The 26,728-nt window shown below is 55.6% G+C and carries 23 protein-coding genes; 13 read left to right on the top strand and 10 right to left on the bottom strand.

What is annotated here, in order from left to right; all coding sequences use genetic code 11:
* The first annotated feature begins 42 nt into the window (after positions 1-42).
* Both GGR27_RS00605 and GGR27_RS00600 read left to right on the top strand, forming a co-directional pair.
* On the top strand, positions 43-1,392 hold the full coding sequence (locus GGR27_RS00605; protein ID WP_168035461.1) for a (Fe-S)-binding protein: 1,350 nt from the start codon (positions 43-45) through the stop codon (positions 1,390-1,392).
* Positions 1,393-1,441: 49 nt separating this feature from the next.
* Entirely contained in the window at positions 1,442-2,221 is a 780-nt protein-coding gene (locus GGR27_RS00600; protein WP_168035460.1) for a (Fe-S)-binding protein, read from the top strand.
* Between the two features lie 184 nt (positions 2,222-2,405).
* Here GGR27_RS00600 and GGR27_RS00595 read toward each other — a convergent pair whose 3' ends face one another.
* The 3 genes from GGR27_RS00595 to GGR27_RS00585 are packed head-to-tail and all read right to left on the bottom strand — an operon-like array spanning position 2,406 to position 8,386.
* A complete protein-coding gene (locus GGR27_RS00595) occupies positions 2,406-3,656 on the bottom strand; it encodes a Pycsar system effector family protein (protein ID WP_168035459.1) in 1,251 nt (416 codons plus the stop codon).
* Entirely contained in the window at positions 3,649-4,590 is a 942-nt protein-coding gene (locus GGR27_RS00590; RefSeq protein WP_168035458.1) for an SdiA-regulated domain-containing protein, read from the bottom strand. The genes GGR27_RS00595 and GGR27_RS00590 overlap by 8 nt, the downstream gene beginning before the upstream one ends.
* A gap of 10 nt (positions 4,591-4,600) precedes the next feature.
* Positions 4,601-8,386 carry an outer membrane protein assembly factor gene (locus GGR27_RS00585; protein ID WP_168035457.1) on the bottom strand — a complete coding sequence of 1,262 codons (3,786 nt, stop codon included), beginning with the start codon at positions 8,384-8,386 and terminating at the stop codon, positions 4,601-4,603.
* Positions 8,387-8,586: 200 nt separating this feature from the next.
* Here GGR27_RS00585 and GGR27_RS00580 point away from each other — a divergent pair, with 200 nt between their 5' ends.
* Positions 8,587-9,084 carry a VOC family protein gene (locus GGR27_RS00580; protein WP_168035456.1) on the top strand — a complete coding sequence of 166 codons (498 nt, stop codon included), beginning with the start codon at positions 8,587-8,589 and terminating at the stop codon, positions 9,082-9,084.
* Here the strand turns inward: GGR27_RS00580 and GGR27_RS00575 are convergent.
* Positions 9,074-10,261: a lactonase family protein gene (locus GGR27_RS00575; protein WP_168035455.1), complete on the bottom strand. Its 1,188-nt coding sequence runs from the start codon at positions 10,259-10,261 to the stop codon at positions 9,074-9,076. The genes GGR27_RS00580 and GGR27_RS00575 overlap by 11 nt on opposite strands.
* Positions 10,262-10,366: 105 nt before the next feature.
* Between GGR27_RS00575 and GGR27_RS00570 the strand changes: the two genes are divergently transcribed.
* The 8 genes from GGR27_RS00570 to GGR27_RS00535 all read left to right on the top strand — a co-directional run bounded on the left by GGR27_RS00570 (position 10,367) and on the right by GGR27_RS00535 (position 17,094).
* A complete protein-coding gene (locus GGR27_RS00570) occupies positions 10,367-10,681 on the top strand; it encodes a DUF4286 family protein (RefSeq protein ID WP_168035454.1) in 315 nt (104 codons plus the stop codon).
* 58 nt (positions 10,682-10,739) lie between these two features.
* Positions 10,740-11,021 carry a hypothetical protein gene (locus GGR27_RS00565; protein WP_168035453.1) on the top strand — a complete coding sequence of 94 codons (282 nt, stop codon included), beginning with the start codon at positions 10,740-10,742 and terminating at the stop codon, positions 11,019-11,021.
* Between the two features lie 14 nt (positions 11,022-11,035).
* On the top strand, positions 11,036-12,088 hold the full coding sequence (gene lpxD, locus GGR27_RS00560; protein WP_168035452.1) for a UDP-3-O-(3-hydroxymyristoyl)glucosamine N-acyltransferase: 1,053 nt from the start codon (positions 11,036-11,038) through the stop codon (positions 12,086-12,088).
* Between the two features lie 234 nt (positions 12,089-12,322).
* Positions 12,323-13,714 (top strand): bifunctional UDP-3-O-[3-hydroxymyristoyl] N-acetylglucosamine deacetylase/3-hydroxyacyl-ACP dehydratase, encoded by a 1,392-nt coding sequence (locus tag GGR27_RS00555; RefSeq protein ID WP_168035451.1) that lies wholly within the window; start codon positions 12,323-12,325, stop codon positions 13,712-13,714.
* Between the two features lie 2 nt (positions 13,715-13,716).
* Entirely contained in the window at positions 13,717-14,511 is a 795-nt protein-coding gene (gene lpxA / locus GGR27_RS00550; protein ID WP_168035450.1) for an acyl-ACP--UDP-N-acetylglucosamine O-acyltransferase, read from the top strand.
* A gap of 212 nt (positions 14,512-14,723) precedes the next feature.
* Positions 14,724-15,353, top strand: coding sequence for an ABC transporter ATP-binding protein (locus GGR27_RS00545; RefSeq protein ID WP_168035449.1), 630 nt, complete (start codon positions 14,724-14,726; stop codon positions 15,351-15,353).
* A 24-nt stretch (positions 15,354-15,377) separates the two neighbouring features.
* Positions 15,378-16,457 carry an arginine-tRNA-protein transferase gene (locus GGR27_RS00540; RefSeq protein WP_168035448.1) on the top strand — a complete coding sequence of 360 codons (1,080 nt, stop codon included), beginning with the start codon at positions 15,378-15,380 and terminating at the stop codon, positions 16,455-16,457.
* Between the two features lie 19 nt (positions 16,458-16,476).
* Positions 16,477-17,094, top strand: coding sequence for a tetratricopeptide repeat protein (locus tag GGR27_RS00535; RefSeq protein WP_168035447.1), 618 nt, complete (start codon positions 16,477-16,479; stop codon positions 17,092-17,094).
* A 1-nt stretch (position 17,095) separates the two neighbouring features.
* Here GGR27_RS00535 and GGR27_RS00530 read toward each other — a convergent pair whose 3' ends face one another.
* The 3 genes from GGR27_RS00530 to GGR27_RS00520 all read right to left on the bottom strand — a co-directional run bounded on the left by GGR27_RS00530 (position 17,096) and on the right by GGR27_RS00520 (position 19,107).
* Entirely contained in the window at positions 17,096-17,311 is a 216-nt protein-coding gene (locus tag GGR27_RS00530) for a hypothetical protein (RefSeq protein WP_168035446.1), read from the bottom strand.
* Between the two features lie 187 nt (positions 17,312-17,498).
* Positions 17,499-18,005, bottom strand: a complete 507-nt coding sequence (locus GGR27_RS00525; RefSeq protein WP_245184350.1) for a thioredoxin family protein — start codon at positions 18,003-18,005, stop codon at positions 17,499-17,501.
* 43 nt (positions 18,006-18,048) lie between these two features.
* Positions 18,049-19,107 carry a PorP/SprF family type IX secretion system membrane protein gene (locus GGR27_RS00520; RefSeq protein ID WP_168035445.1) on the bottom strand — a complete coding sequence of 353 codons (1,059 nt, stop codon included), beginning with the start codon at positions 19,105-19,107 and terminating at the stop codon, positions 18,049-18,051.
* Between the two features lie 327 nt (positions 19,108-19,434).
* Between GGR27_RS00520 and GGR27_RS00515 the strand changes: the two genes are divergently transcribed.
* Positions 19,435-20,292, top strand: a complete 858-nt coding sequence (locus tag GGR27_RS00515) for a C40 family peptidase (protein WP_168035444.1) — start codon at positions 19,435-19,437, stop codon at positions 20,290-20,292.
* Between the two features lie 50 nt (positions 20,293-20,342).
* Here GGR27_RS00515 and GGR27_RS00510 read toward each other — a convergent pair whose 3' ends face one another.
* Together GGR27_RS00510 and GGR27_RS00505 are read right to left on the bottom strand one after the other, a co-directional pair.
* Entirely contained in the window at positions 20,343-21,551 is a 1,209-nt protein-coding gene (locus GGR27_RS00510) for a pyridoxal phosphate-dependent aminotransferase (RefSeq protein ID WP_168035443.1), read from the bottom strand.
* A gap of 468 nt (positions 21,552-22,019) precedes the next feature.
* Positions 22,020-23,060 carry a pepsin/retropepsin-like aspartic protease family protein gene (locus GGR27_RS00505; RefSeq protein WP_168035442.1) on the bottom strand — a complete coding sequence of 347 codons (1,041 nt, stop codon included), beginning with the start codon at positions 23,058-23,060 and terminating at the stop codon, positions 22,020-22,022.
* Positions 23,061-23,223: 163 nt separating this feature from the next.
* Here GGR27_RS00505 and GGR27_RS00500 point away from each other — a divergent pair, with 163 nt between their 5' ends.
* Positions 23,224-24,846: a CTP synthase gene (locus tag GGR27_RS00500; RefSeq protein WP_168035441.1), complete on the top strand. Its 1,623-nt coding sequence runs from the start codon at positions 23,224-23,226 to the stop codon at positions 24,844-24,846.
* Here GGR27_RS00500 and GGR27_RS00495 read toward each other — a convergent pair.
* The gene (locus GGR27_RS00495) at positions 24,843-26,561 is read right to left on the bottom strand and encodes a T9SS type B sorting domain-containing protein (RefSeq protein WP_168035440.1); all 1,719 of its coding nucleotides are present in this window, start codon (positions 26,559-26,561) and stop codon (positions 24,843-24,845) included. The genes GGR27_RS00500 and GGR27_RS00495 overlap by 4 nt on opposite strands.
* Between the last annotated feature and the right edge of the window lie 167 nt (positions 26,562-26,728).

Raw genomic sequence — 26,728 nt, 5'->3', positions numbered from 1 at the left:
TAACTATTGCCCATCCCCCCGGGCAAGGTTACCTTTGGCTCCATGCTACAGTCAATTGTGTTTGCGCTGGTCGCCCTGGCCGCGTTGGGTTTTGCTTACTACCAATTCAGTAAGGTTTACGCCAACATTCAGTTGGGTAAAAAAGAAGAGTTGCGCGGGCCTACGGGTGAGCGTTGGAAGAATATGTTTCTGGTTGCTTTCGGGCAGAAGAAGATGTTCAAGCGGTGGATTCCCGCCGTGCTGCACCTGACGCTTTACGTAGCTTTCGTGTTTACGCAGATTGAATTGATCGAGATCTTTATCGACGGCATCTTCGGGGCGCACCGCTGGTTTCTCGGCCCCCTGGGTGGAATGTATAACTTCATCATCAGTACGATCGAGGTGCTGTCCGTGCTCGCCTTCGTAGCGACGGTCATCTTCCTCATCCGCCGCAACATCCTCTTCATCCCCCGGCTGAATAAGCCAGAAATGGAAGGTTGGCCGAAACTGGACGGTAACTTAATCCTGATTTTCGAGCTTATCCTGCTGGCGTGTATTTTCACGATGAACGGAACCGACGTTGTCTTACAGGACCTCGACCCCGGTCACTACGGAAAAACTAACTTTGTCGTCTCCGGGCTAGTAGCGCCCTACATCTTCGGTGGGATGAGCGCCGACACCCTCCACGTGCTGGAGCGCGCTGGTTGGTGGGGCCACATCACGATGGTCTTTGTGTTCCTAAACTACCTACCGAAGTCAAAGCACCTGCACATATTACTGGCCTTCCCCAACACCTGGTTCGCGCGCCTCAAGCCCCGGGGTGAGATGATCAACATGCCGGAGGTGATGTACGAGGTCAAATCGATGATGGAAATCGAGGACCCCGACATGCCGGAGATGGACCCCAACGCGGAGCTACCGGAGTTCGGCGCCGACGATATCTTCCAGATGACGCAAATTGATTTGCTCGGTGCGTATTCCTGCACAGAGTGCGGGCGCTGCACCGACGTTTGCCCGGCCAACATCACGGGGAAAAAGCTGTCGCCCCGCAAGATCGTCCAGAACCTGCGGGATCGTTCCGAAGAGGTTGGTAAGAAGATCGCCTCCGGAAGCGCTGAATTCGCCGCCGACGATAGCCAGCCGGTCTCGGCCACCAACTTTGAGGACGGTAAAACGCTCTGGGATTACATCACCCGCGAGGAAATTCACGCCTGCACCACGTGCAATGCCTGCGTTGAAGCCTGCCCGATCCTGATCAATCCACTAGAAATGATCAACAAAATGCGCCGCCACGAAATCCTCACCGAAGCCGCCGGACCGCAGGACTGGCTACCCCTGTTCAACTCACTCGAAAACCAGCAACGCGCCTGGAGCGTCGGCACTTCCCGCACGGCCTGGGCCGAAGAAGCGTAAGCCGCACGAGCTCCCCCATCACCCTTTCCAACCCCTAAAGCTCATTACCATGACGGTTAAAACAATGGCTGAATTTGCCGCAGAAGACAAGATGCCGGAAATACTCTTTTGGGTAGGTTGCGCCGGCAGCTTCGATGACCGGGCGCAAAAAGTGACCCGTGCTTTCGCCCAGATTTTGAACGCGGCGGGTATTGAGTTTGCCGTCCTGGGTGACGAAGAAGCCTGCACTGGCGACCCCGCTCGTCGGGCCGGTAACGAGTTTCTTTACCAAATGACGGCGCTCCAGAATATCCAGACGCTGAACATGTACGGCGTGAAGAAAATGGTGACGGCTTGCCCGCACTGTTTCAACACCATCAAGAACGAGTACCCCGCCCTCGGCGGTCACTACGACATCGTTCACCACACGCAATTACTGCAGGAACTGATCGACGGCGGCCGCATCAAGATGAGTGGCGGCGGTGAGTTTAAGGGTAAGCGCATCACCTACCACGACAGCTGTTACCTCGGCCGTGTGAACGGCATCTACGAAGCACCGCGGGAAATTCTGGAATCTCTAGATACGCAGCTCGTAGAAATGAAGCGGAGCAAAACCAATGGTCTCTGCTGCGGAGCGGGCGGTGCGCAAATGTGGAAGGAAGACGAGCCGGGCGAGAAGCGCATCAACGTGGAGCGCACGGAGGAAGCTCTCGCGACCGGAGCCAGTGTGATTGCCGTCAATTGCCCGTTCTGCCTGACCATGATGACCGACGGCGTTACTGGCAAAGACAAGCAGGACGACGTGATGGTGTATGACTTGAGCGAATTGATCGTGCGCCAAATGGCGTGATCGCCGGGGCGCGGACGCGGGTGCGGGGGTTTTGGGAATAAAGAATAAAGAGGTAAGATTACAGACTGGATCGAACGTAATGCTCGATTCAACCCATTGCTAAGTTCTTACTTCTTTACTCTTTATTCTTACCTCTATACGCTCCTCCCGAGTAAACCTTTGCACCCGCGGCCGCGCCCAATCCCTAAGAATATACGTTGAGCAGGTACACGATCAGGAAGGAAATAACCGCCAGGGCCAGACCGCCGACGAAGGTGTTGTAGCTGATCGTTAAAAGCAAATACTTCTTGTGCATAACCGCTCCGAGGTCGTAGAGGTCGCGGGACAAATCGTCGTACATCGACGTCTGGTCGTGCTTAATGTTGCGGAGGTAACTGACAAAGTCAGACTTCTCAAGTTTAAGAAAGTTACCGAAGTATAGCAAACTAGCTTCCTTGCTTTTGATCAGCTTGTCCTTTTTAATCCGGTATTCCGTCACGCTCGGACGGGCGGAGAAGACCGCGAACACGACGGCAATCAGCGAACTCATCATGAGGCTGATGATGGGCACCAGGAATTCTGGATTTTCGTAGAAAGTATCCTCGAAAAAGCTAAGACTAGCACCGGAAACGGTGATGACAATCGACAAAATGATCGTGTTGATCGAGATCATCATGTTGGCCTTGCCGTCGGCTATCTTACTCAGCGTGATGTGATTACGGAAGGCCGTGCGGTACATCGTGTCGATGCCCCGGCCGAAGTTTTTCCCCGTATTGGCCTTGACTTCTTTCTGCTCAATCTTGTAGTTGTTGCTGTGTTGATCGGCAACGTTGCGGCGGCGGCGCTCGTCAAAGTCTTCCAGCCCGACTTCCGTTAGGTATTGAAAGTTCATCAGCAAATCCTGCATGTCGTGACCGAACTTGACGGGGTCGCCTTCCCGGCCGGATATTTCGTCGCGCTCCAGTTGGAGCAGATCGTAGCGGCGCTCGAAGCGCTTGCGGCCGTACCAGCTCCAGGCGGCGTCGTGCAGGAGCCGTACCGGTAGGGAGTCCTCCTGGCGGGCGTCGTAGGCACCCTTTATCCAATCGGCGGCATTGCCCTCGGTGGTGCTCAAATCCACGTTATTTTGCTTAGCCCAGTCGCGAAACAGTTCCGTAGAACGCTCCGCCACTTCGTGAGCGCCGCCCACGTATCCGAGCGGATAGAAATGGCCAGCAATGGTGAGGAGATCTCTGGTATCACCGTCGAGACCGGCATCATCCGCTAGTTCGGCAACTTTTTCCGAGACCTCCTCCGCGTATTCGAAATTATGGAAGATAAATTTGGGGTCCAGATCAGAGCGAAACTTGCGTTTAACGTACTTGGCCGCATCCGCGATGGCCGGATTCTTTTTGTCCTCACTTTTCTTCTCCTGCTCCTGATCAGCGGTAGCAACCGTGGTTTCCGTCTTACTCATTTGCTTCTTTTTTCGACTCGGTTACTTGTTTGCGGCTGTAGCGCGCGAGCACTGCTTTTCCACCTTTGGCTTCGCTACTAATGTACAAATCTCCCAGCAAATTAAATTCAATGCCCTCGGGCTGACGGAACACACTTTCTTTAAGTAACTCAATTTGCTTGATCTCACTTTCGCGATCAATAACAATCATTATTTTGCCCACCGAAGCGATCACGTAGATATCACCGGAGATGGGGTCTACCGCAACGCCTGATGGTTTGAACTCATACCGAGTGCGCTTCCCGTAAATTACCTGCCCAATTTCGAACTCGTCGATGTAGTAAGCAGGCTGTTCTACCATTGTCATCGATTCCAGCGAGAAACTGTAGATGCCGTGGCGATAGTCATTCTCACCGGGGTTGAGCTCCTGCTCTTTAGGGACGATGAGGAGTGAGTTCGTTCGTTCATCGTAAGCAATACCTTCGGTATCATTGCGGTAACTGAAAGGTGTTTCGATTTTCTCCGCTTCAACTTCATCGACATTATAGTCTAAAATGAAGCGGTGCAAATCACCGTCTTGCTCCAGTACGTAAACCATGCTATCCTTACGGGCGATGCCCTCGTAATCATTATCCTTATCGAAACGAACGCGATGTATGATCTTACCCGTCCGGCTGTTCAGGACGAACACTTGGCCATCTTCATCCTGCACGGCCAGCATTTCGTCGTTACCGAACCACGGACTAAGACCGCTTATCTCGTCCAGATCTTCGTCCAAATACAGCACGTCGTTCGGATTATCAAAATCGTAACCGAAATCGTAATCATTATCTACCCGGTAATGCTCCAGATCCGGACTTTGCGTATAAGTCAGAAAGCCATAAGTCCCGGCAATAAGGACCACAATGCCAAGTATAGCAACGGAAAGCAGGTTAGGTCGATCAAGTAAACTCATAAAGTCAATATTAAAATGGCCAGCCGGCCGCGAAAGCGATCCGCGCGTCGTCGCTGTCCCTAAAGTACGTTAAGCTAAAGATACTGGCTCCCAGCGGGGCCATCCAGACGCCGCCACCGTAGCCAACGTGCCACACGCCATTATTTGCCTCCCCGTCCAACCATACCCTACCGTAGTCCAGCCCAAGAATAAAGCCACCGACCGTACTGACTTCTTCCTTACTCTTCCCGAAGCTGAAGCCCATGAAACGTAGATCAATATTTTGGTAGAAAGCAGTGTTCCCCCGGTAGCGCTCCGCACGCGCGGCACGGTAATTCGTCCGGCCACCGAGCACGGCGAGCTGGTAGAATTCCGGGGACCCTTCGTTGTGCTCGATGCCAATTCGCGTAGAAATGTTGATCGCCTTCTTAAGCATCTTGTACAGGGTAAAATTACCGCCGATCTTGGTGTTGGTCAGGTCGGAATCATCCAGATTGAAAGACTGTTTGGCGTAGATGTCGTAGCGGATGCCGTTGTCCGCCAGTAGCGGAATCGCGACATTATTTGAGCTGAAAGAGGCCTGGAGACCACCGAAGTTCTGCTCATCGAAGACCCTATCCGGAATTTTACCGGAAGCTCGGTCCAGCGTGATGAGCGCGAAATCGTCAATGTCATCACTCAAGTCATAACTTTCAAAGAACGGGCCAATTGAGAACTGCACGCGGTTACGTTTACCCCGCAGACGCAGCATCGGTGAGATATTGATTTCCCGGCGGCGCGCACGGTTGTAGTCTAAAATCTGATCGTCCTCCAGGGTTAATTCCTCATCACCGGGTAGTAGGATGGGTACGCCTTCATCGGGCGCTCCGGTGCTCCTGTTACCCAGGCCGAAGTAGTTGGCAACGTACCCATCGCTGAAGAAGTGACCGGCTACGACCAGGTCGTTGCGACGGCCAAAAATGCCATTGAGTTCAAGATCTCCGTTGACCGTAAAAAATTCGTTCGAACTGTATTTAGCCAGGAGGCCGTAGCGCGCGCGGTAGGGGTCGGGCTTATGGCCCTGGATCGTCGTGGTAAACCCGGCACCTAAGAAGAACCCATCATCAACGTTGAAACCCAGCGCGGGAATCGGAACCGTGTAATTAGGGTAGTATTCCGTGAAGTTGAATTGGTTGAGCTCGGGGTGGTTATCACTTCTGCGATCCATGAGATTGCCGGTTGTACCCGTGACGTCCATGCCTTTTTTCTCGTCGTAAACGCGAGCCTTCAGGTCACCGGAGGCGATGACTTCATCCCCGTCCGTTCCTCCCGTCAAGCGTAGTCGTATCGGCGATTCAGCCCCCGATATTTCAAAGTGGTCGTCGCCATCGAGGCCGTAGATAACTACGTCCTTAGTTTCTTCTTTATGGAAAGTGCGGCTGAAGTACATCTCGTCGGCCTTTCCCTCCTTATCAGCGTCGAACACCTGCACGGTGAGGTCCCCGTTTTCGAGGCCAACGGCTTTTATGACGTCATCCTGGTCGGTTGCCAGAATATTTACACTCTCCGCAAGCGTGTAGTAGTATTCTTCCGCAAATCGGTCGAGCTGCTTAAGCCGCGACTTAAGCTTGATGCCAATCTCCTCGCGTTCCAAAGAAAACGCCATGACTTCTTCCGGAAACTTTGCCATCGCCTCGTCGATTATCTCATCCGTGAGTGTATTTTGAATAAACTTGGCTTCCGCAATCATCTGCTCCCTAGTAATCTGGTTCAGGAATACCCGATCGTTCCATTTACCGTTCATACCGCGCCAGCGGGCTTTATCGAGTTCACCCGTGAAGGGCCGAACCTTGCGGGCCTCGGGTACGAACACGCGAGCCAGCCCCAACAACAGACCATCGTAGTTGCCGTAGACTTGGTCCCGGTCACGGCCAACGGCTACGTAGCGGGTTCTGCCGTCTTCTTCGGGGAAGGAAGCCCACCGCCACTGGTCGCGGTGGCGGTCCCAATCGCCGATAAACAGATCGAATAGCCGGGCGCGGGCGTAGTTTTCCTGGTCCGGGTAGTTTTTCCAACTGTCGGCCATTAATTCCCGCATCTTGGAATTAGAAATAATGTCTTTGCTGCCCCCGAAGAACCGGGTCCCGCTCCAGTCCTCGTCGGGTCTTTGCTCGACCCAGTACATTTCACCACCGAAATTGGTGTTAAAGTCACCCAGTGCCGGTTGCTTGGGAATATAGAAGAGGTACGGATCCGCGCCGTAGAGGCCTAATGCTTGCTGCATGGGGGGCAGCGTCAGCGGGGCATAAGGGTGGATGGCGGTGAACTGGTCTTTGACGATATCCGCCGCAAAAGTCTTTTCGACCATGCTCGGGAGCAACTGAGCGGGGTTCTTCCGCACGCTCCGCAGTTGGTAAAGATGACCGTCAGCTCCTTCGGTGTGCAGACTCATCGTGGTCATCCCACCACCACGGCGGTAGGGCCTCAGGCCTCCGTACACCGTATCGATCATCAGCACGGGGACCTCGATGTCCTGAAAGTAGAGCGGTCGGTAGTGACGGCCCAAAATTCTCTTGCCGAAAGCCGACTTTTCTTCGGCATCCGTTCCGTAAACGCTCGTTTTGACCACCCGCTCACTAATTACTTCGGTGGGTACTTCTTTGATGTCATTATCTTGCTGGGTGTTGCGATTTTCAATTATGCGCCGGTAGAAAACCCGGCTTTCAACACCTTCTTTATCAACTTCATAGAATCCGACAAATACTTCACCGCTATCGTAAAAATCGAGACGGCTGTAGCCCACGGCACCGTAAGCAAAGTTGGCGTCGTTCCCGCCCGTGGAGGGTCCGTAGACACTACCGGAGCCAGCATTGATCTTCACGTATTCCCCCTCGTGGGCCAAAAACATATCGTGCTCGTGGCCGGTCACGAAAATGACGTTGACCTCATCGTCGATGCCGGCTTTTATTTTGCTGATCATTTGCCGGTAGAGCAGGCTATTGACGTCGTTCTGGCCGCCGGATACGGACTGGACGGCCCGGATGACGGACCCGATGATGGGTAACGGAATGTACGCGCCGGGGATGATGTCGGCTAGTGGAAAGAGGTGTTGTTTAGTGCTGTATTTTCCACCACGGTTACCATTACTCTGCAGGGTGTGGTGCATCATGACGATCTTGACCTGGTCGCGGTAACCCTTAATCTCGTCGGCGAGCGCCAGGGTAGCTGCGTCACGTTCGGTGAAATCGCAGCCCTCGCTCACTTCGTCGTCGCGCGACCAGTCAGCTAGGTACCAGGCGGTGTTGAAGCCAATGAGGCCGACATTCTTGTGCAGTTGCTCGTCGTCCGGGCCCGAGCAAGCGTTGTTGGGCATAAATTTGACTTTCTTGTCGATGTTGTCGTCAAAGAAATCTTCCAGGCGGTCGAGGCGGCTGAAGTCACTATTGCGGCCGAGTTCGTTTTCGCCGGGGGTATAGTACACTTTACCGGGCACTTTGCCGAGCAGCGTACCGATGGCCCGCAGGTGCGCCTCTTCGTCACCACCGTTCTTGGCTAGTCCATTCTTTCCGGTAATGTCGCCAAGCAGCAGCAGAGAGCTCTTTTTCTTGCCGCCGGGCATGGCGCGCACCATGGCATCGAGCGTAGTCAGGCCGCGTTCGTAATCGTAGCCGAGGTCACCAACCATAAAGGTGGAATAGTCGATCGACCCGGTAGGCGTTTCAACTTCGACCAGACCGTCCTGATCGTCAACGTACTGTTGGTAGTTGGCGCATTGTGACAGGAAGAGAGTAAGAATGGCTAAAGGGAAAAGCCGCAACTTCGGTAAGGAGTAGTTCAAGGTAGAGTAGGTCAATGTTGGGGTATAACCTCGCGTGTTCGGGCAAGGTTCGCCTTGCGCGCGCCGCCTGCCGTCAACGCAAGTACTCGGGTGGCGGTATAATTCCCCCTACCTTGCTCCATTCCCACCTTCACTGCACCGGCGACCGCGCCCCTATTTTAGCTGTTGCGCGGTCGCGGGTGCCAAGTATATTCAACCGAATGCACAGATTGATCCTTCCGCTACTCATACTCTGCATCCTGTTTGGCTGTAGCCCCAAGCCCGCGGCCTTCGGGGCGGCGAACGGCCGCTACCTGGCCAGTTTCGACCACTACGCGATTAACGTGGACGACGTTGACGAGGCCGTCCGCTTCTACCAGCGCGTGCTCGATCTGGAGGAAATTCAGGACGGCACCGGCAAGGACAATATTCGCTGGCTGAGCCTCGGCAACGGAATGAGCCTCCACGTCATTGAAGCCGACCGCAGTGAAGTACGAACGCAGAAAGGCGTGCACCTGTCGGTCAGCGTACTAGAATTTACGGCGTTCGTCCAGCACCTCCGCGACATCAACCTGCAATTCTACAGCTGGCAAGGCGTGCCGATGGAAGCAAATAAGCGAGGCGATGGCGTCAGCCAGGTTTACTTCAAAGACCTCGACGGTTACTGGGTGGAAGTGAACGACGGACGTGCCGTTTGGGAACAATCGCCTACTCGGTAAATTCCAAGCAAACCGGCGTGGGGATGCTATAATCGAGACCCGTGAAGGTGAGTTTACCGGAGTCAGGGTCGATACCGTACGAAGTTACGTTCGACGTATTCTGGTTGGCCACGAAAAGGAACTTCCCGTTTGGTGCCACGGTAAAATTACGGGGGTACGCTCCACGCGTCGGTTCAAAACCCAGACTGGTCAACTCACCCGTGCCCTCCACTACGGCGTACACCGCGATGCTGTTGTGGCCCCGGTTCGAGCCGTACAAAAACCGACCGTTGGGGTGAAGGTGAATATCCGCCGTGATGCTTCTTTCCGTGACCCCGGAAGGCAGCGTGCTGATCGTCTGGTCCACCGAGAAGCGATCCTGCGGGCGGTCGTAGGTCAGTAAGTTGATGGTGTTGTCCAACTCGTTGATGACGTAGAGCCGCCCGCCGTCGCGCGACCACACCAGGTGGCGGCTACCGGCACCCTCGGCCAGGTCGACGGCTACCTGTGGGTGGGGAACCAGCTTCCGGTTCGCAACGTCGAGGGTAAACAACCAAACCTTGCTCAGCCCCTTGTCCGCGATGGCCAGTATTTTGGTGTCCGGAGAAAATTGCGACGAATGCAACCAGGAAGCCCGGCCGTTCTTGGCGCTTTCCGGGACGGTAAACTTGTCCACCGCCACCACGCCGTCGGCCGTATTCTGGTAAAGTTTGGCTACGCCGCCCACATAATTCGTGACGACGATGAACTGGCTCGGCCCCGAGTGGGCGATGTGGCAGGGCGCCTGACCATCGGTGGGCAACTTCGCTACTTCACGCAGTTCGCCCCGCCGCTCGTCGAGGACGTGCAAATAGCCGGTCGGTTCCCCTTCCCGCCGCAATTCACTGACGGCGTAGAGTCGACGGGTGGTCGCATCATACTTAAGGTAGCTGGGATTCGTGATGTCGGCGACGAGCTCGTAGGGCTTGATCGCACCGGTTTCCGTGTTGAATACCGCCCGGTAGATCCCCGCCGCTTTGCCATCGACGTGGCCTTCTTTTCTGGTGTAAGTCCCGACGTAGACCGACTGCTCGTCCGTGCTGGCACCGGATGGTCGTAGGGGCGGTGTACAACGGTCGCCCGCGAATAGGAGCAACAGCAAGGGGAATAGAAGTGAGAACAGGCGCACCGGAGAAGAGGAGGGAAAAATAGCTTTCATGCCCACAAAGTAAAGCACCGCGCTCGATCCGCGTAGGTCCGAATCGCCTTTGCTTTTTGTCAAGCTCCCAAAACGGGCTACCTTGCCGGCAAAACCCCTTTCCGTTTGCTGATTTACAACGTTACTTACAAGATCGACCGCGCCGTTCACGGCCAGTGGCTCAAATTCGCGGAGCGGGATTTCCTGCCCGTTATTATGGAAAGCGGAGCCGTGGAAGGTTATGACCTCACGCGCTTGCTGGGGGTCGATGAATTGGACGGGCTTACCTACTGCCTCCTGTTGCGTTTTGCCTCCCGCCCCTCGTTCAACGTTTACCAAGAGAAATTTCAGCTAGGGCACCAAAAAATGATGGATGGCTCCTTTGCGGGCCGCTACGTCAGTTTTCCCAGTACCCTGGACGTCGTCCTCCGTGAACCCTAGTCGTTGCCCTTTACCCACCGGCAATCATTAACCCTACCGCAACGCAAAACACGCCCCCATGCGCATCATCGGCCGCCTTCCCCACCCGGAAATGCAGATCACCGTTTTTTCTAACGACGGTCGCTTCCCCGTCCAGTTCGAGCTACTGGGGCAAACGCAACAGTACCGCTTCCGCCACGCGCCGGAGCTGAAGAATCTGGGTGATATCGCCCGCATAGTCGACGAGCAATTTAAAGCTGAAGTCCTCGCCACCTTCAAGCACATGCGCGCCACCCAGGCACGCGTCGTCGAACAACACCTGACGCCCCCGCCGGCTGACGAATTACCCGAGATCATCTAACCGACCCCGCCCATATGAACATCACCGTAGCCGAACTCGCCAAGCTGATCGGCGCCACCGTAGAAGGCGACCCGGCGGTCACCATTACCGGCCCGTCCCAGATCGAAGCCGGTAAGCCCGGCACCATTACCTTTTTGGGTAACCCCGCGTACGAGAAGCACCTGTACGACACGGGCGCCTCGGCGGTCCTGGTGCAGCAAGATTTCGTGGCAAAACAACGGGTGGACGCTACCCTGCTACGCGTCGAGAACGTTTATCTGACGGTAAGCCAACTGTTGGCGCATTTTCAAACTTCGGCGGTCGCTACGGTCGCTACCGGGGTGTCGGAACACGCCATCGTCGACGGGACGGCCCGGTTGTCCGAGCACGTTGCGGTGGGGAAACTAAGCATCGTCGAGGCGGGTGCCTCGGTGGGTAGCGGCACGGTCATTCACGCCCAGGTTTACGTCGGGGAGAACACCATTATTGGCGAGAATTGTGTTTTGCACCCCGGGGTGAAACTGATGAAGGGGTGCGTACTGGGGGACAACTGCGTGTTACACCCCAACGTCGTCATCGGCGCGGATGGGTTCGGCTTTGCGCCCGACCCCGCGACCGGGCGCTTCAACAAGATCCCGCAGGTGGGCAACGTCGTGGTGGAGTCGGACGTGGAAATAGGGGCGAACACTTGTGTCGACCGTGCCTCCATTGGGTCGACAATCATCCGCCGCGGCGTAAAATTGGACAACCTAATTCAAATCGCCCACAACGTAGAAATCGGGGAGGATACCGTCATCGCGGCGCTGACCGGCATCGCGGGGTCGACAAAACTGGGCAGCAACTGTATGATCGGCGGGCAGGTCGGCATCGCGGGCCACAAGGTTATCGCTGATGGAACGAAGGCACAAGCGCAGACGGGTATTACCCACCACATCAGGGAACCGGGCCGGGAAGTTGCCGGTACGCCCTTCATGCCGTGGTCCGGATTCAAACGCAGCGCGGCGCTGTACAAAATGTTACCGGAAATCGTCCTGGAGATTCGTAATCGGCTGCGGAAGCTAGAAACGGAAAGTAACCGCGAAGACTAGTCTGACGGTAGTATTGCTTCGCTCGGAACAGCCGTTGCATTGAGGTGCGCGGGCGCAGGTGCGGGGGAAACACGGTGGAGCAAAATGCCCTCCGCGCGAAGTACAAGATTTTAAGATTTAGAACCCCTCACTCCCCTCATACACGAGAAAAACTATCTTTGCCGCCCCGGGCTGACGTTTTTACCGAATCATCACTCCCGGACGGTTCCATCCACTCACCGCTGACGACCATCCATGATCAACCAACGGACCATTGCCAATTCGTTTTCCCTGAAGGGCCCCGGCCTGCACACGGGGGCCGAAGTCAAGCTTACTTTTAAGCCCGCCCCCGCCGACCACGGCATCAAGTTCCAGCGGGTCGACCTGGAGGATGCCCCCGTCATCCCCGCCGACGTCAACCGGGTTACGAGTACCGACCGGTCCACGACCCTGGGTTCCGGTGAAGTGACGGTCTCCACCGTCGAGCACCTGCTGAGTGCCGTTTCCGGTTTGCAGATCGATAATCTGCTCATCGAATTAGACGGAGTAGAAATTCCCATCCTGGACGGTAGCGCGCTGCCTTTTCTCGAGCCACTACAGGCCGCCGGTTACGAGGAGCAGGACGTGGAACGCGAATACTTCGTCGTTGAAGAACCCATTACCTACCGGGACGAGGAAACCGGCGTGGAGATCGTTGCCCTCCCCTACGATGGTTTCGAGGTTGTTTCCATGATCGACTTTGACTCCCCCACCCTCGGCCAGCAGTACGCTACGCTACGGGGTTACGAAGACTACGCAACGGAGATCGCCCCGTGCCGCACCTTTGTGTTTCTCCACGAGCTAGAGGCCCTCTTCGAGCACGACCTGATTAAGGGCGGTGAGCTTACGAACGCCATCGTGATTGCCGACCAGCTCGTCCCCCAGGAACGCCTCGATAAGTTGGCCCGGCGCATGGGTAAAGAGACCGTGGCGGTTACTCAGATGGGCATCCTGAATACCCTGCAGCTCAAATTCCACAACGAGCCCGCCCGCCACAAGCTGCTGGACGTGATGGGGGACATCTCCCTGCTGGGCGTCCCCATTCGCGGGCGCATCTTGGCTACCAAACCAGGCCACGGAGCGAACGTAGGGTTTACCAAACTCCTCAAGCGGGCCTACATGGACCAGCGCCGCCTCAAGGGCCGCCCCCGGTACAACCCCAACGATAAGCCGGTATTCAATTTGCAGCAGATTCAGGCGATCATGCCCCACCGGTATCCCTTCCTGCTCATCGATAAGATCATCGAGATGGAAGGCAATACGATTGTCGGCCTGAAAAACATGACCGGGAACGAAGAATTTTTCCAGGGCCACTTTCCCGGTAACCCCGTTATGCCCGGCGTGCTCCAAATCGAGGCCATGGCGCAGACGGGCGGCTTGCTGGTACTCAACATGCAGGACGACCCGTACGGATGGGATACCTACTTCCTAAAAATTGAAAGTGCGAAATTTAAAAGTTTCGTGGTTCCGGGGGATACCGTCCTCTTTAAAGTGGAACTCATCGCACCCATCCGCCGGGGCATTTGCCAAGTCCGGGGGACTGCCTACGTCGGCAACACGATCGTATCCGAAGCCGAGTTAGTCGCCCAAATTGTAAAGCGCCCTTAATCATGTCCACACACTCCCTCAGCGTCGTTCACCCCAACGCAACCATCGGCGCGGGCGTCGAAATTGGCCCCTTCTCCTACGTTGAAGACGATGTCGTCATCGGGGAAGGTTGCCACCTCGGCCCGAACGTTACCATCTACGCTGGCACCCGGCTCGGTAAGAACGTCCGCATTTTTCCCGGCGCCGTAGTTGGCGGCGTACCGCAGGATTTGAAGTACGCGGGTGAGTACACGACCACCCAGATCGGCGACAACACGACCATCCGGGAGTGCGTAACCGTCAACCGTGGCACCGCCGCCGCCGGCGAGACGATCGTCGGTAAGAATTGCCTCCTGATGGCCTACGCACACGTAGCGCACGATTGCATCCTCGGCGACAACATCGTCATCGCGAACAACGTCAACCTGGCGGGCCACGTCGTGCTGGAAGATTTTGTCATCATCGAAGGTCAGGTGGGCGTGCAGCAGTTCGTGCGGATCGGTCAGCACAGCTTTATCGCCGGTGGTAGCTTGGTCCGTAAGAGCGTCCCCCCGTACATCCGCGCGGCGCGGGAGCCGCTGAGTTACATCGGCGTAAATCGGATCGGCCTGCAAAGGAGAAATTTTGCCATCGACCAAATCAACCGAATCCACGAGATCTACCGCATCCTCTTCGTGCGGGGGCTGAACCTGACGAACGCAATCACCGAGATCGAGGCGTCCGTGCCGGTCTGTAACGAGCGGGACGACGTCATTAAGTTTATTGCCGAGACGGAGAAAACGGGCATCATTCGGAGCTTTAACAGCTTAAACGACTAATTCTTTCGGTGGAAGAAGATATCGTTGTTCTCACTGGGCCAAATTGGTTGAGCTCGTGGTGGGATAGAGTTGTGATGTCCTTGCAAAGACCCCAAGGTAAACCCGTACTCGGGGCGAGGACAGTAACCGAAAACCGAGTTAATGCCGCTACCTAGCGGTGTCGCCAGTACGCACCCTCCCGGTATTCTCCGGACGAACAAAAAGCCGAAGTCATGCCCCCCAGCCTTACCGTCAAGATGGACCGCTTAAGTAAGCGTTTCGGCCGCCAGTGGGTGATCCAGGACTTTAGCGAGCAATTCGGTAGTGGTGAAGTCATCGGCATCAAGGGTAGAAATGGTTCGGGAAAGTCTACGCTGCTGCGGATGATCTGCGGGCAATTGACGCCGAGCCGCGGTAGCGTAGCCTGGCAACTCGCGGGGCGGAACCTCGCGCTGGAGAATCGGTACCGACACGTCAGCTGGACGGGTCCCTACACGGAAGTAATCGAAGAGTTGACCATTGCCGAAATGCTCGGGTTCCATTTCGGCCTCAAACCGCTGAGGGAGGGATTGTCGGTCGAGGACATCCCGGTCGCCCTGGAACTAGAGAACGCACGGAACCGCCCGCTAATGGATTGTTCCAGCGGCATGCGACAGCGCGTTCTGCTGGGGACGGCTTTGTTTGCGGACACGCCCCTGCTCGTGCTGGACGAACCCACCGTAACCCTCGACGCTCAGGCGCGAGCTTGGTTTCAGGACCGATTATCCGAGGCCAAGCGGGGGCGCCTGACCGTTATTGCGAGTAACGACGAAGAAGACTTGCGGCAATGTAGCCGAATTGTGTCACTCAATTCCGCTATTTAGCGCATCTTCACGGCCCCTAAGACTATGTCCTTTAACTACGCCGAAAAAAGTACGCCCTTTGTTTTGAGCCCCAGCAGCTTGGACGAGCACCTGGCCCGGGGCTGGTACCGGATGGGGAGTAGTATTTTCACGACCCACTTTCTGTTTTTTAACAAGCGGCCTTTTTCCGCGGTCTGGATTCGGCTCGACCTGAACACCTTTCGGTTCAGTAAGCGACAACGTAAACTGCTGCGCCGTAACGCCGTACTTTTCGAGGTGGCGCACGGGCCCCGGCAGATCGACGCAGAGCGCGAGGAACTGTACACGGTTTACGCCGAAGACTTCGACGGTCGGCTCTCCCCCAGCATTGCCGATAGCCTGGAAGATTACGGGGAGTTCACCGTTTTCGATACGCAGGAAGTAACCGTTCGGGAAAAACTCACTGGTAAATTAGTTGCCAACTCCTACTACGACGTCGGGGAGGATTCTGCGGCAAGTATTCTGGGCATCTACCAGCCGGTCATGAAGTCTTTCAGCCTTGGCTACTACACCATGCTGCTGGAGATCGAGGATTGCCTTCGTCGCGGGTTCAGGTATTATTACCCAGGGTACGTCGTGCCGGGGTACCAACGGTTCGACTATAAACTGCGACTGGGGGTCAGCGAATACTACGACCTGCACGCGGGCGACTGGAAGCCATTCGCGGAAGCGGAAATAGAACAGCAGGGACCAACCGAGATACAGAAGCTGAAATTGGGCGAAGTGCTTGACCGTTTCGCCGCCCAGGACATCACGAGGCACCTGATCATTTATCCACTCTTCGAAGCAGAACTTTACGATGCCTGGAACGACTCCTACTTCCCCTACCCGTACCTGATTTACCTTGGCAACACCGTCGATAAGGAACCGATCGTTCTGTCCTTTGACCCCAAATCGAGGTGCTACGTCATCACCCACTGCACGCACTTGGTTCAGACACAATCCATCTACAACGCGAGCTATTTGAGCCAATTCAGCGGAAGTGAGTTCTACGTTCAGCTGTTAACCGCCAGAAGTATTCTGTACCGTTCCACTTCCGTTGAGGACCTGATGACGGTGATCCTACGCGGTCTTCGGAAGACGTAGTCCACAGAAATAATACTACATGAAAAAGCACGCTAGAATAATACTTCTTCCGATCGTACTCTTCACGATGCTTCTCCCGGCTTGCGCCGATGATGCCGTTGGTACCGATGATAAAAATGGTGTGGACACGCAGGTGACGGCAGGAGCTTTCGACGAGATAGAAGCTCGGCTCAACGGCGAGGTAACTACCGTTGAGGCACGGCAATTATTGCTCGATAACTTTATTCTGGTTATTGATGAAGCGACCGGTATGGTCGACCGGGAAGCCGGGCTTCAGTACGCACGACTCGCGCGGGAGTTGGCGGCGAAAGCACCCAACGATACCCTCGTCGCCCTGCCGCTCTACAAATCGGCGGACGTACACAAAGCACTGAACGACTACCGGAGCGCGGCAATGATTTTCGAGCGGGTCCACCGGGATTACCCTACGTTCAGCAAGGCGGGGGAAGCACTGTTCATGCTGGGGTTCACGTACGACGAAAATCTAAAGGACTTTGACAAGGCGCGGGAAGTGTACACAAAATTCCTCACCGAGTTTCCGGATAACGTTTTCGCCAGGGACACAAAAGTGCTGCTGGAGAATCTGGGTAAATCGGACGCGGAGGTGCTCGAAAGGATGCAGCAACCAAACGAGTAATCTACTTAACTTGAGGCATATCGGGCATCTTGCAATCTTCATCTACGTTCTTGCCGCAGACGTCACAGTCACCCACCTTATTTTTCAGCATTGGGTTGTTACTCGCGCAAGTGCCCCGGAACTCCTGGCCCGTCACAACTTGGCGCAAGTTGATGAGGATAAACGAGACACCGAAGACGACGAAAATCACGACGAACATGTACAGGAACTGGGCCATGGGGGATAGAATTTATTGAGAAGGGAATCAATACTTGGGCGAAGGTCCAAAATTTTACCGGAACTAAAGGATTTAAACAGCTAGAGTCAAGTTAGGTTGTGCGAGTAAGTCACCCCGCAGGCGAAGCCGATCGCATTACCCCGCACCTGCGGCCGCGCCCTACTTATGAAACAAACGAGAAGCGAGGTCACTTACCAAGACTCGATAAATAAGCCTGGTAAGTGCCATTTCGGTAGTGCTCACCCGCCACGAAACTGAGCTCGTTGACGTATTTAGCGGCGGGCTTAAAACCGGGGCTGATCGTGATACGGTTTCGGCTCTCGTCGAGGTAAACGATGCTTGGAAAACTCAGGCGACCATCCAGCAGCGTATAAGCCAACTGGTGCGCGCCACGGCGGCCAATCTCGGGGTCGAATTTGAAAGTGTGTTCGTCGTAAACCACGTCCGCTCGCTGCTCGGCATTGAACTTCACGGCGTAGAAATTTTCGCTGATATAGCTGGCGACGGCGGGGTTAGCAAATACGTCTTTATCCATCTTTTTGCACCAGCCACACCAGTCGGTGTACAAATCGACGAGCATCTTTTTGGGCTCCTTTTCACTGCGTACGACGGCCTCTTCCCAGGTCAACCATTCCACCTGGGCGGAGAGGGATATGGAGCAGGCGAGGCAACAAAGTATAAGGAGATTTTTCATGTTTGGGTAACTGAGTAGTACTCCCAGAAGACAAGAATGAGCTTCAGAAAGTTGGGCACGGCACGGCATCGTCGTCGTCCCCCTGGCCGAGGTAGGCAATGCTGAGCTCGAAAGCACCGCGGTGGCGGGGGTTAGTTTGCAGGCCGTTCTTAGAGACGTCGTAACTCAGGCCGACTAGAAAGTTTTCGATCTCGATGCCTACCTGAGCGATACCGCTGTCGATGCCGAACCCCGCATCACTACCGACGCCCCGCAGGTAAGCCCCCAGGTGCAGGGCGCTACCGTTGGAATCATCGATCAGAAAGCGAACCGTACTCCCCGCATTAACGAGGGAGTGCGGCCCCTGCGCGAAAGCATAAATACGGGGGCTGATCGTTATGTCCTGCGACACGTAGATACCGACGTTCGCGTACAGGCTGTAGCGGCGGTCCAGTACGTTCTTTACCTCGATGTCTTCCCCCTGCGTGCTTTCAGCGTAAAAGCTTTGCTCCGGCTCGGCGACGTGGTGCACGGCCGCACCGATTAAATACGAAGTCGAGTTGCGCGGAGCGTAAGAATAGTTGAGGCCAATTTGGTAGTCACCGAAAGCGTAGTTGTTCGCTACGAGTTCTTCACCAGATGCACCATCCACGTACGTACTCGTGCCGTCGAAACTGTCCTCAAAAGTTAGTTCGCCGTAGCTCACGTTGCGTTGTACGACGCCGAGTTGGAACCCCAGGCTCAACGTCTGGTTATTCCGCGGGTCCAACGATTTGTGGTAGGCGCCCCCGACCATTACTTGGTTCACGCTGTAATTGAACTGCGAAACCCGATCGCTGGTAAACATCACGCCGGCACCGAAAGCATCGCGGTAGCGTCGCTTCTTAGGGTTAACGTAGTAGTGAAAATCGGTTGAAAATGCCGTCGTCCGGAAGGGTGTTTCCAGCACTTGCCCCCACTGATTCCGGTTCGCCAGTGAAATCCGGTAACGGCCCTGAAAAAGCCCGGTCAGCGCGGGGTTCAATGCCTGGGGCGTGGCAAAAAACTGAGAGAAATGGTGGTCCTGGGCCACGCAGGTAGCCCCCATCAGGGATGCTGCAAACAAGAGAAAATAGTACTTCATGAATTGCCTTTGCGGGCCGCGAAGATAAGTCGGAGATCGGCGGATTGAAGGAGGAACGGTTCGTCGGGTTGCTGTAGTGCGCCTTTTGGGATCAACTAAGGATGATCCATAAACTTAGTTAGTAAATTTTAATAAATGAAATTTCTGGATGAGTAAGATATTACAATTATCTACGTGCGGTACTTAAACTAGTGACTGGCGCGGCCGCTGGTGCCAAGTAGTTTCGGTGAGCAGTAACCGACGGCAAATCGCCGGCCGTCCACGGTTATCAACCTCCACCCTCGGGATGATCGTCGGGCGTGGCCGCGCCTGGTTATCTTTACCCCCATGACGCACTTCGCCATTGGTCGCTACGCTGCCGCCGCCATTCGAGCCAGACCGCGGGTCGACGGAGAGCTGGTGTCGCAAATACTTTTTGGCGAGCCCGTGATCGTGTTACAGGATGGCAAACAATTTTGCCGCGTGCGCTGCGGTGATGATGATTTCGAAGGCTTCGTACGGGCCGATCAGCTGCTTTCGGTCGACGAACGTACCTACCTAGCCCAGGTCGATGACCCCGCTTTCAACCTCGATCTGTTCTCCGTCATCATGAGCGAGCGGGCGGGTATTCCGATCACTTTCGGCGCGCGGTTAACTGGTTTCGACGGCTTGCGACTCAACCACGGTGGTACCCCCTTCAATTATACCGGCCAGGCCGCCCTCGGGCAGGATCTACGCACCGACGCAGAATTACTAGTGCGCCTCGCCCGTAAGTGGCTATTCGTACCGGGCCAACGGCGGGGAAGGACGCCGACCGGCGTCGACGCGACCTCGCTCGTGCAGTTAGTGTGCAGGGTCATCGGCCTCCGGCTGCCCCGCACCGCCCCCGCGATGGCCAAGGAAGGCCGCTCCGTCGATTTTATGGAGCAAGCGCAACTCGCCGACCTCGCATTTTTTGACAACCGTAAGGGTGAGATCGACCACGTCGGAATTCTTTTTCCGGATAGCACCATCCTGCACGTTCACGATCGGGTCCGGATAGATGCCGTCGACCATTTTGGCATTTTCAATTACGAATCAGGCCGCTACACGCACCGGCTAAGGATTCTCAAGCGGCTGTTGCCCAACGACGAGAAACCGGGAATTCTCCGAACCAAGCAGGAAAGAGTTGCGGATGCGGCGGCGAACCAAATGCTCATTTTTTAGCGGACTGGGACAGCGATTCGACGAATGCGTACCAGTTAATCAACCCGTTCTCACGCTGGTGTGTCCAGGGTTCGTCCGGGGTATTCCAGGAGCGCGGCTTCCAGGCAGTCCATCGCCTTTTCCAATTCTTGCTGATTGAGCACGTAGGCAATCCGACACTCGTCGTGCCCTAACCCGGGCGTAGCGTAAAAACCGGGCCCGGGAGCGAGCATGACCGTGGCGCCGTCACGCTCAAATTCTTCCAGCAGCCACTGACAAAAGTGCTCACTATCCGCGATGGGAAAGCGCGTAAAACAGTAAAAAGCGCCACCCGGCAGGTAGGTTTTTACCCCGGGCATGGCCCGCAGCCGCCGGTAGACCAAGTCACGCCGTTCCCGGTATTCTTCTTTAGTTGCCTCCAGGTACCCGGCGTCATCTTCCAATAAGCATTCCGAAAGCATCTGACCGAGCCCCGGCGGGCTCAGACGTAGGTTGGCGTAGCGGGCTACCCCCGCGAGAATTTCCGCGTTACGACACACCAGCGCACCGACCCTCGCCCCGGTCGCGCTGTAACGTTTCGAAACCGAGTCCATAACCACGGCGTGTTGGTGCAACCGCGGTATTTGCAACACAGAGCGCGCGGGGGTGTCGTAGGCGAACTCCCGGTACACTTCGTCGGCGCAGAGTAATAAGTCGTGCTCCACCACGATGTCCGTGAGGGTTTCCATTTCTTCGTCTGAGTAGCAAACCCCGGTGGGATTGTTCGGACTGGTGATCATAATTGCCTTGGTACGGGGCGTGATCTTCTCGGCAAATGCTTCCGCGCTGGGGAGGCTGAAGCCATTCTCAATGGCACCTGTAATCGCGACCACGCGCACGCCAGTGATGTCCGCGTAGCCGTTATAATTTGCGTAGAACGGCTCCGGGACGATCACTTCATCCCCGGGGTCCAGACAACTGAGCATGAAAAACAGAATGGCTTCGGAACCGCCCGTCGTCACCATAATGTTTTCCACCGCCAAATCAATGCCATACCGGGCGTAGTAGCCGGTCAGTTTTTCCCGGTACGAAGCAATGCCGTTACTCGGGCTGTATTCCAGAATCTCCCAGTCGATGCTGCGAAACTTCGCCACCGCCGTCGGGTGCGTCTTAATGTCGGGCTGCCCGATGTTCAGGTGATAGACGTGACGACCGGCGGCCTTGGCGGCATCGGCGTAAGGAATCAATTTTCTGATGGGAGACAGGGAGACGGTCTCGGAACGGTGGGACGCTTTGGGCATGGGGCAAAATTACGTCCCGGCGGGGTGGCGCGCGTAATACCCCGTAAGCTAATTACTACTTATTTATCGATTACGGTAGCTTCAAAGCACAACACGTCGCGGTGGCGCTGACAAAAGTGAGCAACCGAGAAATACTTAGCAATTGAACCTTACGCAAAATATTTAACCACATAGTACACAGAGGTCACAAAGGGTAGCTCTTCTGTGTGTTCTCCGTGTCCTTTGTGGTAAAATACGGATGCTGCGTAAGATCAGAAAGTAAGATTGGCCGCGGTCGCGGGTGCAGAGCAATTTAGCGGTTCGGCGCGAAGTTCTCCGACGCTATTTCATCAAGCGAATAGCTGGTTCTCCCGTAAATTCTTGGAGCCCTTCCGTAAGTCCTAAGCTAGCCGTATTCTCTTCCCAACCGTGCGCTCTCCCGTACCGGACCTTAGTGAGTGAGTGCTACTAACCGGGCCGGCACCGGCACTAGTTGAGCGTTAGCGGTGGCGATGTGGGTACGGAATTTGACGGTTTCCAGAGGTAGATGCGGCCGCGGCGGTAGTCGATGCCCACGGTAAAACGGGCGAGAAAAGTTGATCCGAGGATGCCGTCGACCCGGCCGTCCACTCCACGCCCCCCGAGTTCCGACAGGTCGAGTAAGGTAAAATTTGAATTACTCAGTAGGTCCGCAACGTCGTCCGTTCCGGAGAGCGTAACCACGTCGGTGGTAAATGGCCGGCCGTCGAGGCCCTGCACGTTCATCTGGGTGCCGGTGGGTACGGTGCTCCCCGCAAGACGCCCATCCAGCAAGTTAGCACTGGCTCCGGTGTCGAGCGCGAGGCGAAGTTTTTTGCCACCGGCAGTCGGTACGGTGATAACGGGTAGGTGACCCTGTAATTTGAAGTTTAGGATGTAGTCCGGTTTGCGCGCTTCGTGCCGTGGGTGACGGTCGGAGTTGCGCAACTGGAACGTCCGGTTCGGGTAATCGATTCGTAACTCGCTCCGGTGGAGGAGTTCGTAGCCTACGAATCCGTCGACCTTCCTGTTTAGCCTGGCTTCGAGAGGGCGTAGGTCGAGCGACAGCGCCCACATTTTGCGGTGCTCCTGGCCCGTAAGTACAAAAGATTCAATGAAGGATTCCGTGAGTGGCACGGCGCCACCCGCACCAACGCCGGTGGTCGTCGGGGCGAGTGCGCCGCGGTGATTGAGCATGACGTGCGGCGCGCCGGTGTCCAGAATAAAGTTACCCGGCCGGCCATTCACGGTGGCGGAGAAACAGATGAGCCGACTGCGGAAGTCAAAGTGTTGGAGATGTTCAGAAAGCGGATTACCGTACGGTACGTGGCGTTGTGTCTCAACTGTTTGCAAAAAATTGGCAACGTGCGTGGGTTCTTTAACGTCAACATTTTGCTCCCCACCCCCCTTACCCTGCACCCGCGTCAGCGCAAAAAAACCAACACCCGCAAAGAGAATGACCAACCAGAAGTTGGATCTCCTGAATCGGCGGTTGATGAATAATCTTAACATTACGCTTACTTTATAGCCACCAAGTTAATACAAAATTTACATTGGCTTAACATTGCGCCTTGACTTCGGTTCGCAACGGGGTCAAATTAACTTCAAGACCGCACCCGCCAACGGTGCATCTTGGACCATCGTGCCGTACCTTTGTGTCCCGTAATCGCACTTTATGAGCAAGTATATATTCGTTACGGGCGGGGTCACTTCTTCCCTCGGCAAAGGCATCATCGCCGCCTCGCTGGCCAAACTTTTGCAGGCGCGCGGGCTGTCGGTCACCATCCAAAAATTTGATCCCTACCTCAACGTCGACCCCGGCACGCTGAACCCCATCGAGCACGGCGAGTGCTACGTGACGGACGACGGCGCCGAGACGGACCTCGACCTCGGCCACTACGAGCGCTTTCTGAATACGCCGACTAGCCAGGCCAACAACGTCACCACCGGCCGTATCTACCAGACCGTCATCACGCGCGAACGCGAGGGTGCTTTTTTAGGCAAAACCGTCCAGGTGATCCCCCACATCACCGACGAGATCAAACGGCGCGTCCAACTCCTCGGCCAGACGGCTGACTACGACATCATCATTACCGAGTTGGGCGGCACGGTGGGCGACATCGAGTCCCTACCCTACGTCGAATCCTTGCGCCAACTCCGTTGGGAGCTCGGCCGCGACAACTGTATCTGTATCCACCTGACGCTAATTCCTTACCTGGCGGCCGCAAAGGAACTGAAGACAAAACCAACCCAACACAGCGTAAAAGAACTGCTCAGCTCCGGCATTCAGCCAGACATCTTGGTCTGCCGCACCGAGCACCCGATCGACGACGCCATCCGCCGCAAACTCGCCCTGTTCTGCAACGTCGAAAAAGCCTGTATCATCGAAGCGATGGACGCCAGCACGATCTACGACGTGCCGCTGCTGATGCACAAAGAAGGCCTCGATGCGCAAGTAATTAGTAAGCTGCGTATTCAGGACCGTAAGGAGCCGGACCTGAGAAAGTGGAAAAACTTTCTGGGTAAGCTCAAGAACTCTACCGGGGAAGTCACGATCGGCCTCGTCGGTAAATACATCGAGTTGCAGGATGCTTACAAATCCATTTACGAGTCTTTCATCCACGCCGGCGCGGTCAACGAAGTGAAGGTCAAAGTCGTTACCGTCAGCTCCGAGCAACTGGAAGGCAACAACGTCAATCTCGGTCGTTTTCTGGATGGGTTTGACGGCATCCTCGTCGCCCCCGGATTTGGGGAGCGCGGCATCGAAGGAAAGATCAACGCCATCCAGTACCTCCGGGAAAACCAGATTCCCTTCTTCGGTATCTGCCTCGGAATGCAGTGCGCCGTAGTGGAGTACAGCCGCAACGTCGCCGGTATCGAAGGCGCCATGTCAACGGAGGTAAACCCGCAGGCGAAGGCACCGGTCATTGCGCTGATGAGCGACCAAAAAGACGTGACAACCAAAGGCGGTACCATGCGACTGGGCGCTTACGATTGCGAGCTCGTCAAGGGCTCCAAAACGGCCAAAGCTTATGGCACCACGAAGATCAGCGAGCGCCACCGGCACCGGTACGAATTCAACAACGAGTACCTGGAACAACTGCAAGCCGCCGGCTTAAAGGTTACCGGAACAAACCCGAAGACGGGCCTAGTTGAAGTGATCGAACTAGCTGACCATCCGTACTTTGTAGGTGTGCAGTTCCATCCGGAGTTGAAGTCGACGGTAGAGGTTCCGCATCCGCTTTTCGTGGCTTTCGTGGCGGCGGCGATGGAGCGGAAACAGCGGGTTAACGCTTAGCGGATTAGCGACAAAACTTGACTGAAGATCTTGGTGGTTCCCAGATCAGTTCTGGCGATAACCCGCACTACGTAAGTGCCTACCGGCGCATCCTTGACGTCATTGCGCCCACGCCAATCTTCCAGGCCATCGTAAATAAGCCCACCCCAACGGTCGAAGATTTGGACACTGAGGATTTCTTCGATCCGCTCCCCCACGCCAATTTGGTAGGCATCATTAATACCGTCGCCATTGGGGCTGAAAGCGCTGGGTAAATACACGTCGATGCCACGGAGGTCGGGGGGTAGTTGCTCAATGAGTAGGGTATAGCGCACCAGAGAGTCACAACCAGTATCCAATGGAAACGGAACCACCGTGGTGGGGTTAGTATCGTTAAGTATTTCTCCGGTCACGGGCGTCGTGAAAGTTTCGTTAGTGAGAACCGGCACTTCCACCAGCGTTACGTCATTGGCACAGGGGGGATCACCGACGGTGAACGTACAGCTCGCTAGCTGACATCCCCAAACGGTCGTAACGGACCCGACGTAACGCCCCGGGGCCAGCCCGGTAAGTGTCATGGCGCCTCCATCGGCCAGGACGGGTAGCGGCGGCGGCCCAGGATCATCGGCGGATTGGTAAGTAAATAAACCTTGACTATCAAAAAAGAGGCTGGTCGGCCGCCTTGTTTCTATCCGAATCGTCCCCTCCGGCAGCGAATTACCAGCCGCGTCGAGATTAGTACACGTTAGAGACGACTGCGTTGTATCCTCCCGCAAGACCAGAATGGATCCGAAATAATCTTGGGTCGCCGTGGGGCATTCCGCCCGGAATTGGATGGTATCGAAACGGGTCGTTGCGTAGGTGACTTCGGTAATGCGGTCGCTGTCCCGACGCGCATCCGCCAGGTTATCGTAAAATGCGTAGGGGCTTAGGGAGCGGGGATAGGTGTCGAGGATATCTAAGAGGGGTAAAATTCTCGGCGGTGCACCGTCGCAGTAAACGAGTATGGGGATTTCTGATTCGCACGCTTGGCTGCCCGGCAGCGGGACACCGCAATCGGCTCGTTCTCCGTAACTATCCGTGGTTGCGTCGTAATAACTTCCGTCGGTGGTCGAGATAAGGTTGGTGTCGTAGGTGAGACTGTCCGGGCCACAGGGCGTATGAACGACGACGGTTCGGAGGTTGGTTGCTCCCGGGCGATTTGCCAGGGCGGATATGGTCCGTTTGCAGGCATTTTGCAATACGTACAGGGTGTTTTGCCCGTCCAAGTTTCCGTTGCAGTACGCCGAGAAGTCGATACGCGCAATATCCGCCGCGGTTACACCCGCCGTGGTGATAAATATCACGTAAGAATTTGCGGGAAGGTTTTCTTGCGCCACGCCGGGGTTTAGCCCGACTGACTCATTACATCCATTCAGATTGACCGCTCCTACCTCGGTAAACCCGCAGGGGTAAGGCGTCCCGTCCGGGGCCGTCCCCACGTCTCCATTGACCCTGCCAAATCCGTTTGCGGGCAGATCGATACCGATATCGTCAACGTCGATCAGCACGCCTTCCGTCCGCAGAATGATGAACTCAACCTCGACACGCCGCGTCGGGTCGTTAGTGGTGGCAACCGACACGCAACTATTAATTACGGCTAGCGCCGGCCGTAGACACTGTCCGGTAGCGAATGACCAAATGCAAAGGAAGAGGAGGGCGCTGACGCAGGTGCGGAGTATTTTGGGATAAAACATTGTGGTTTGGGTGTAAAACGTTAGGTGTTGCGGGTCACCCACAAGCTACGCAATCCTAATTACGTGTCGTGCTCGTGGGGACGACCAACCCATAAATTGATCACCACAATCAAATATCTTCCGTAACCGTTTTGCTTCCTTTTGTACTCCGGACATACTTTTCTTAC

Origin of the sequence: Neolewinella antarctica, assembly GCF_011927835.1 — a bacterium.
Lineage (GTDB): Bacteria > Bacteroidota > Bacteroidia > Chitinophagales > Saprospiraceae > Neolewinella > Neolewinella antarctica.
Note: the sequence above shows the minus strand (reverse complement) of the source record. Positions and strands in the feature narration are given on the sequence as shown.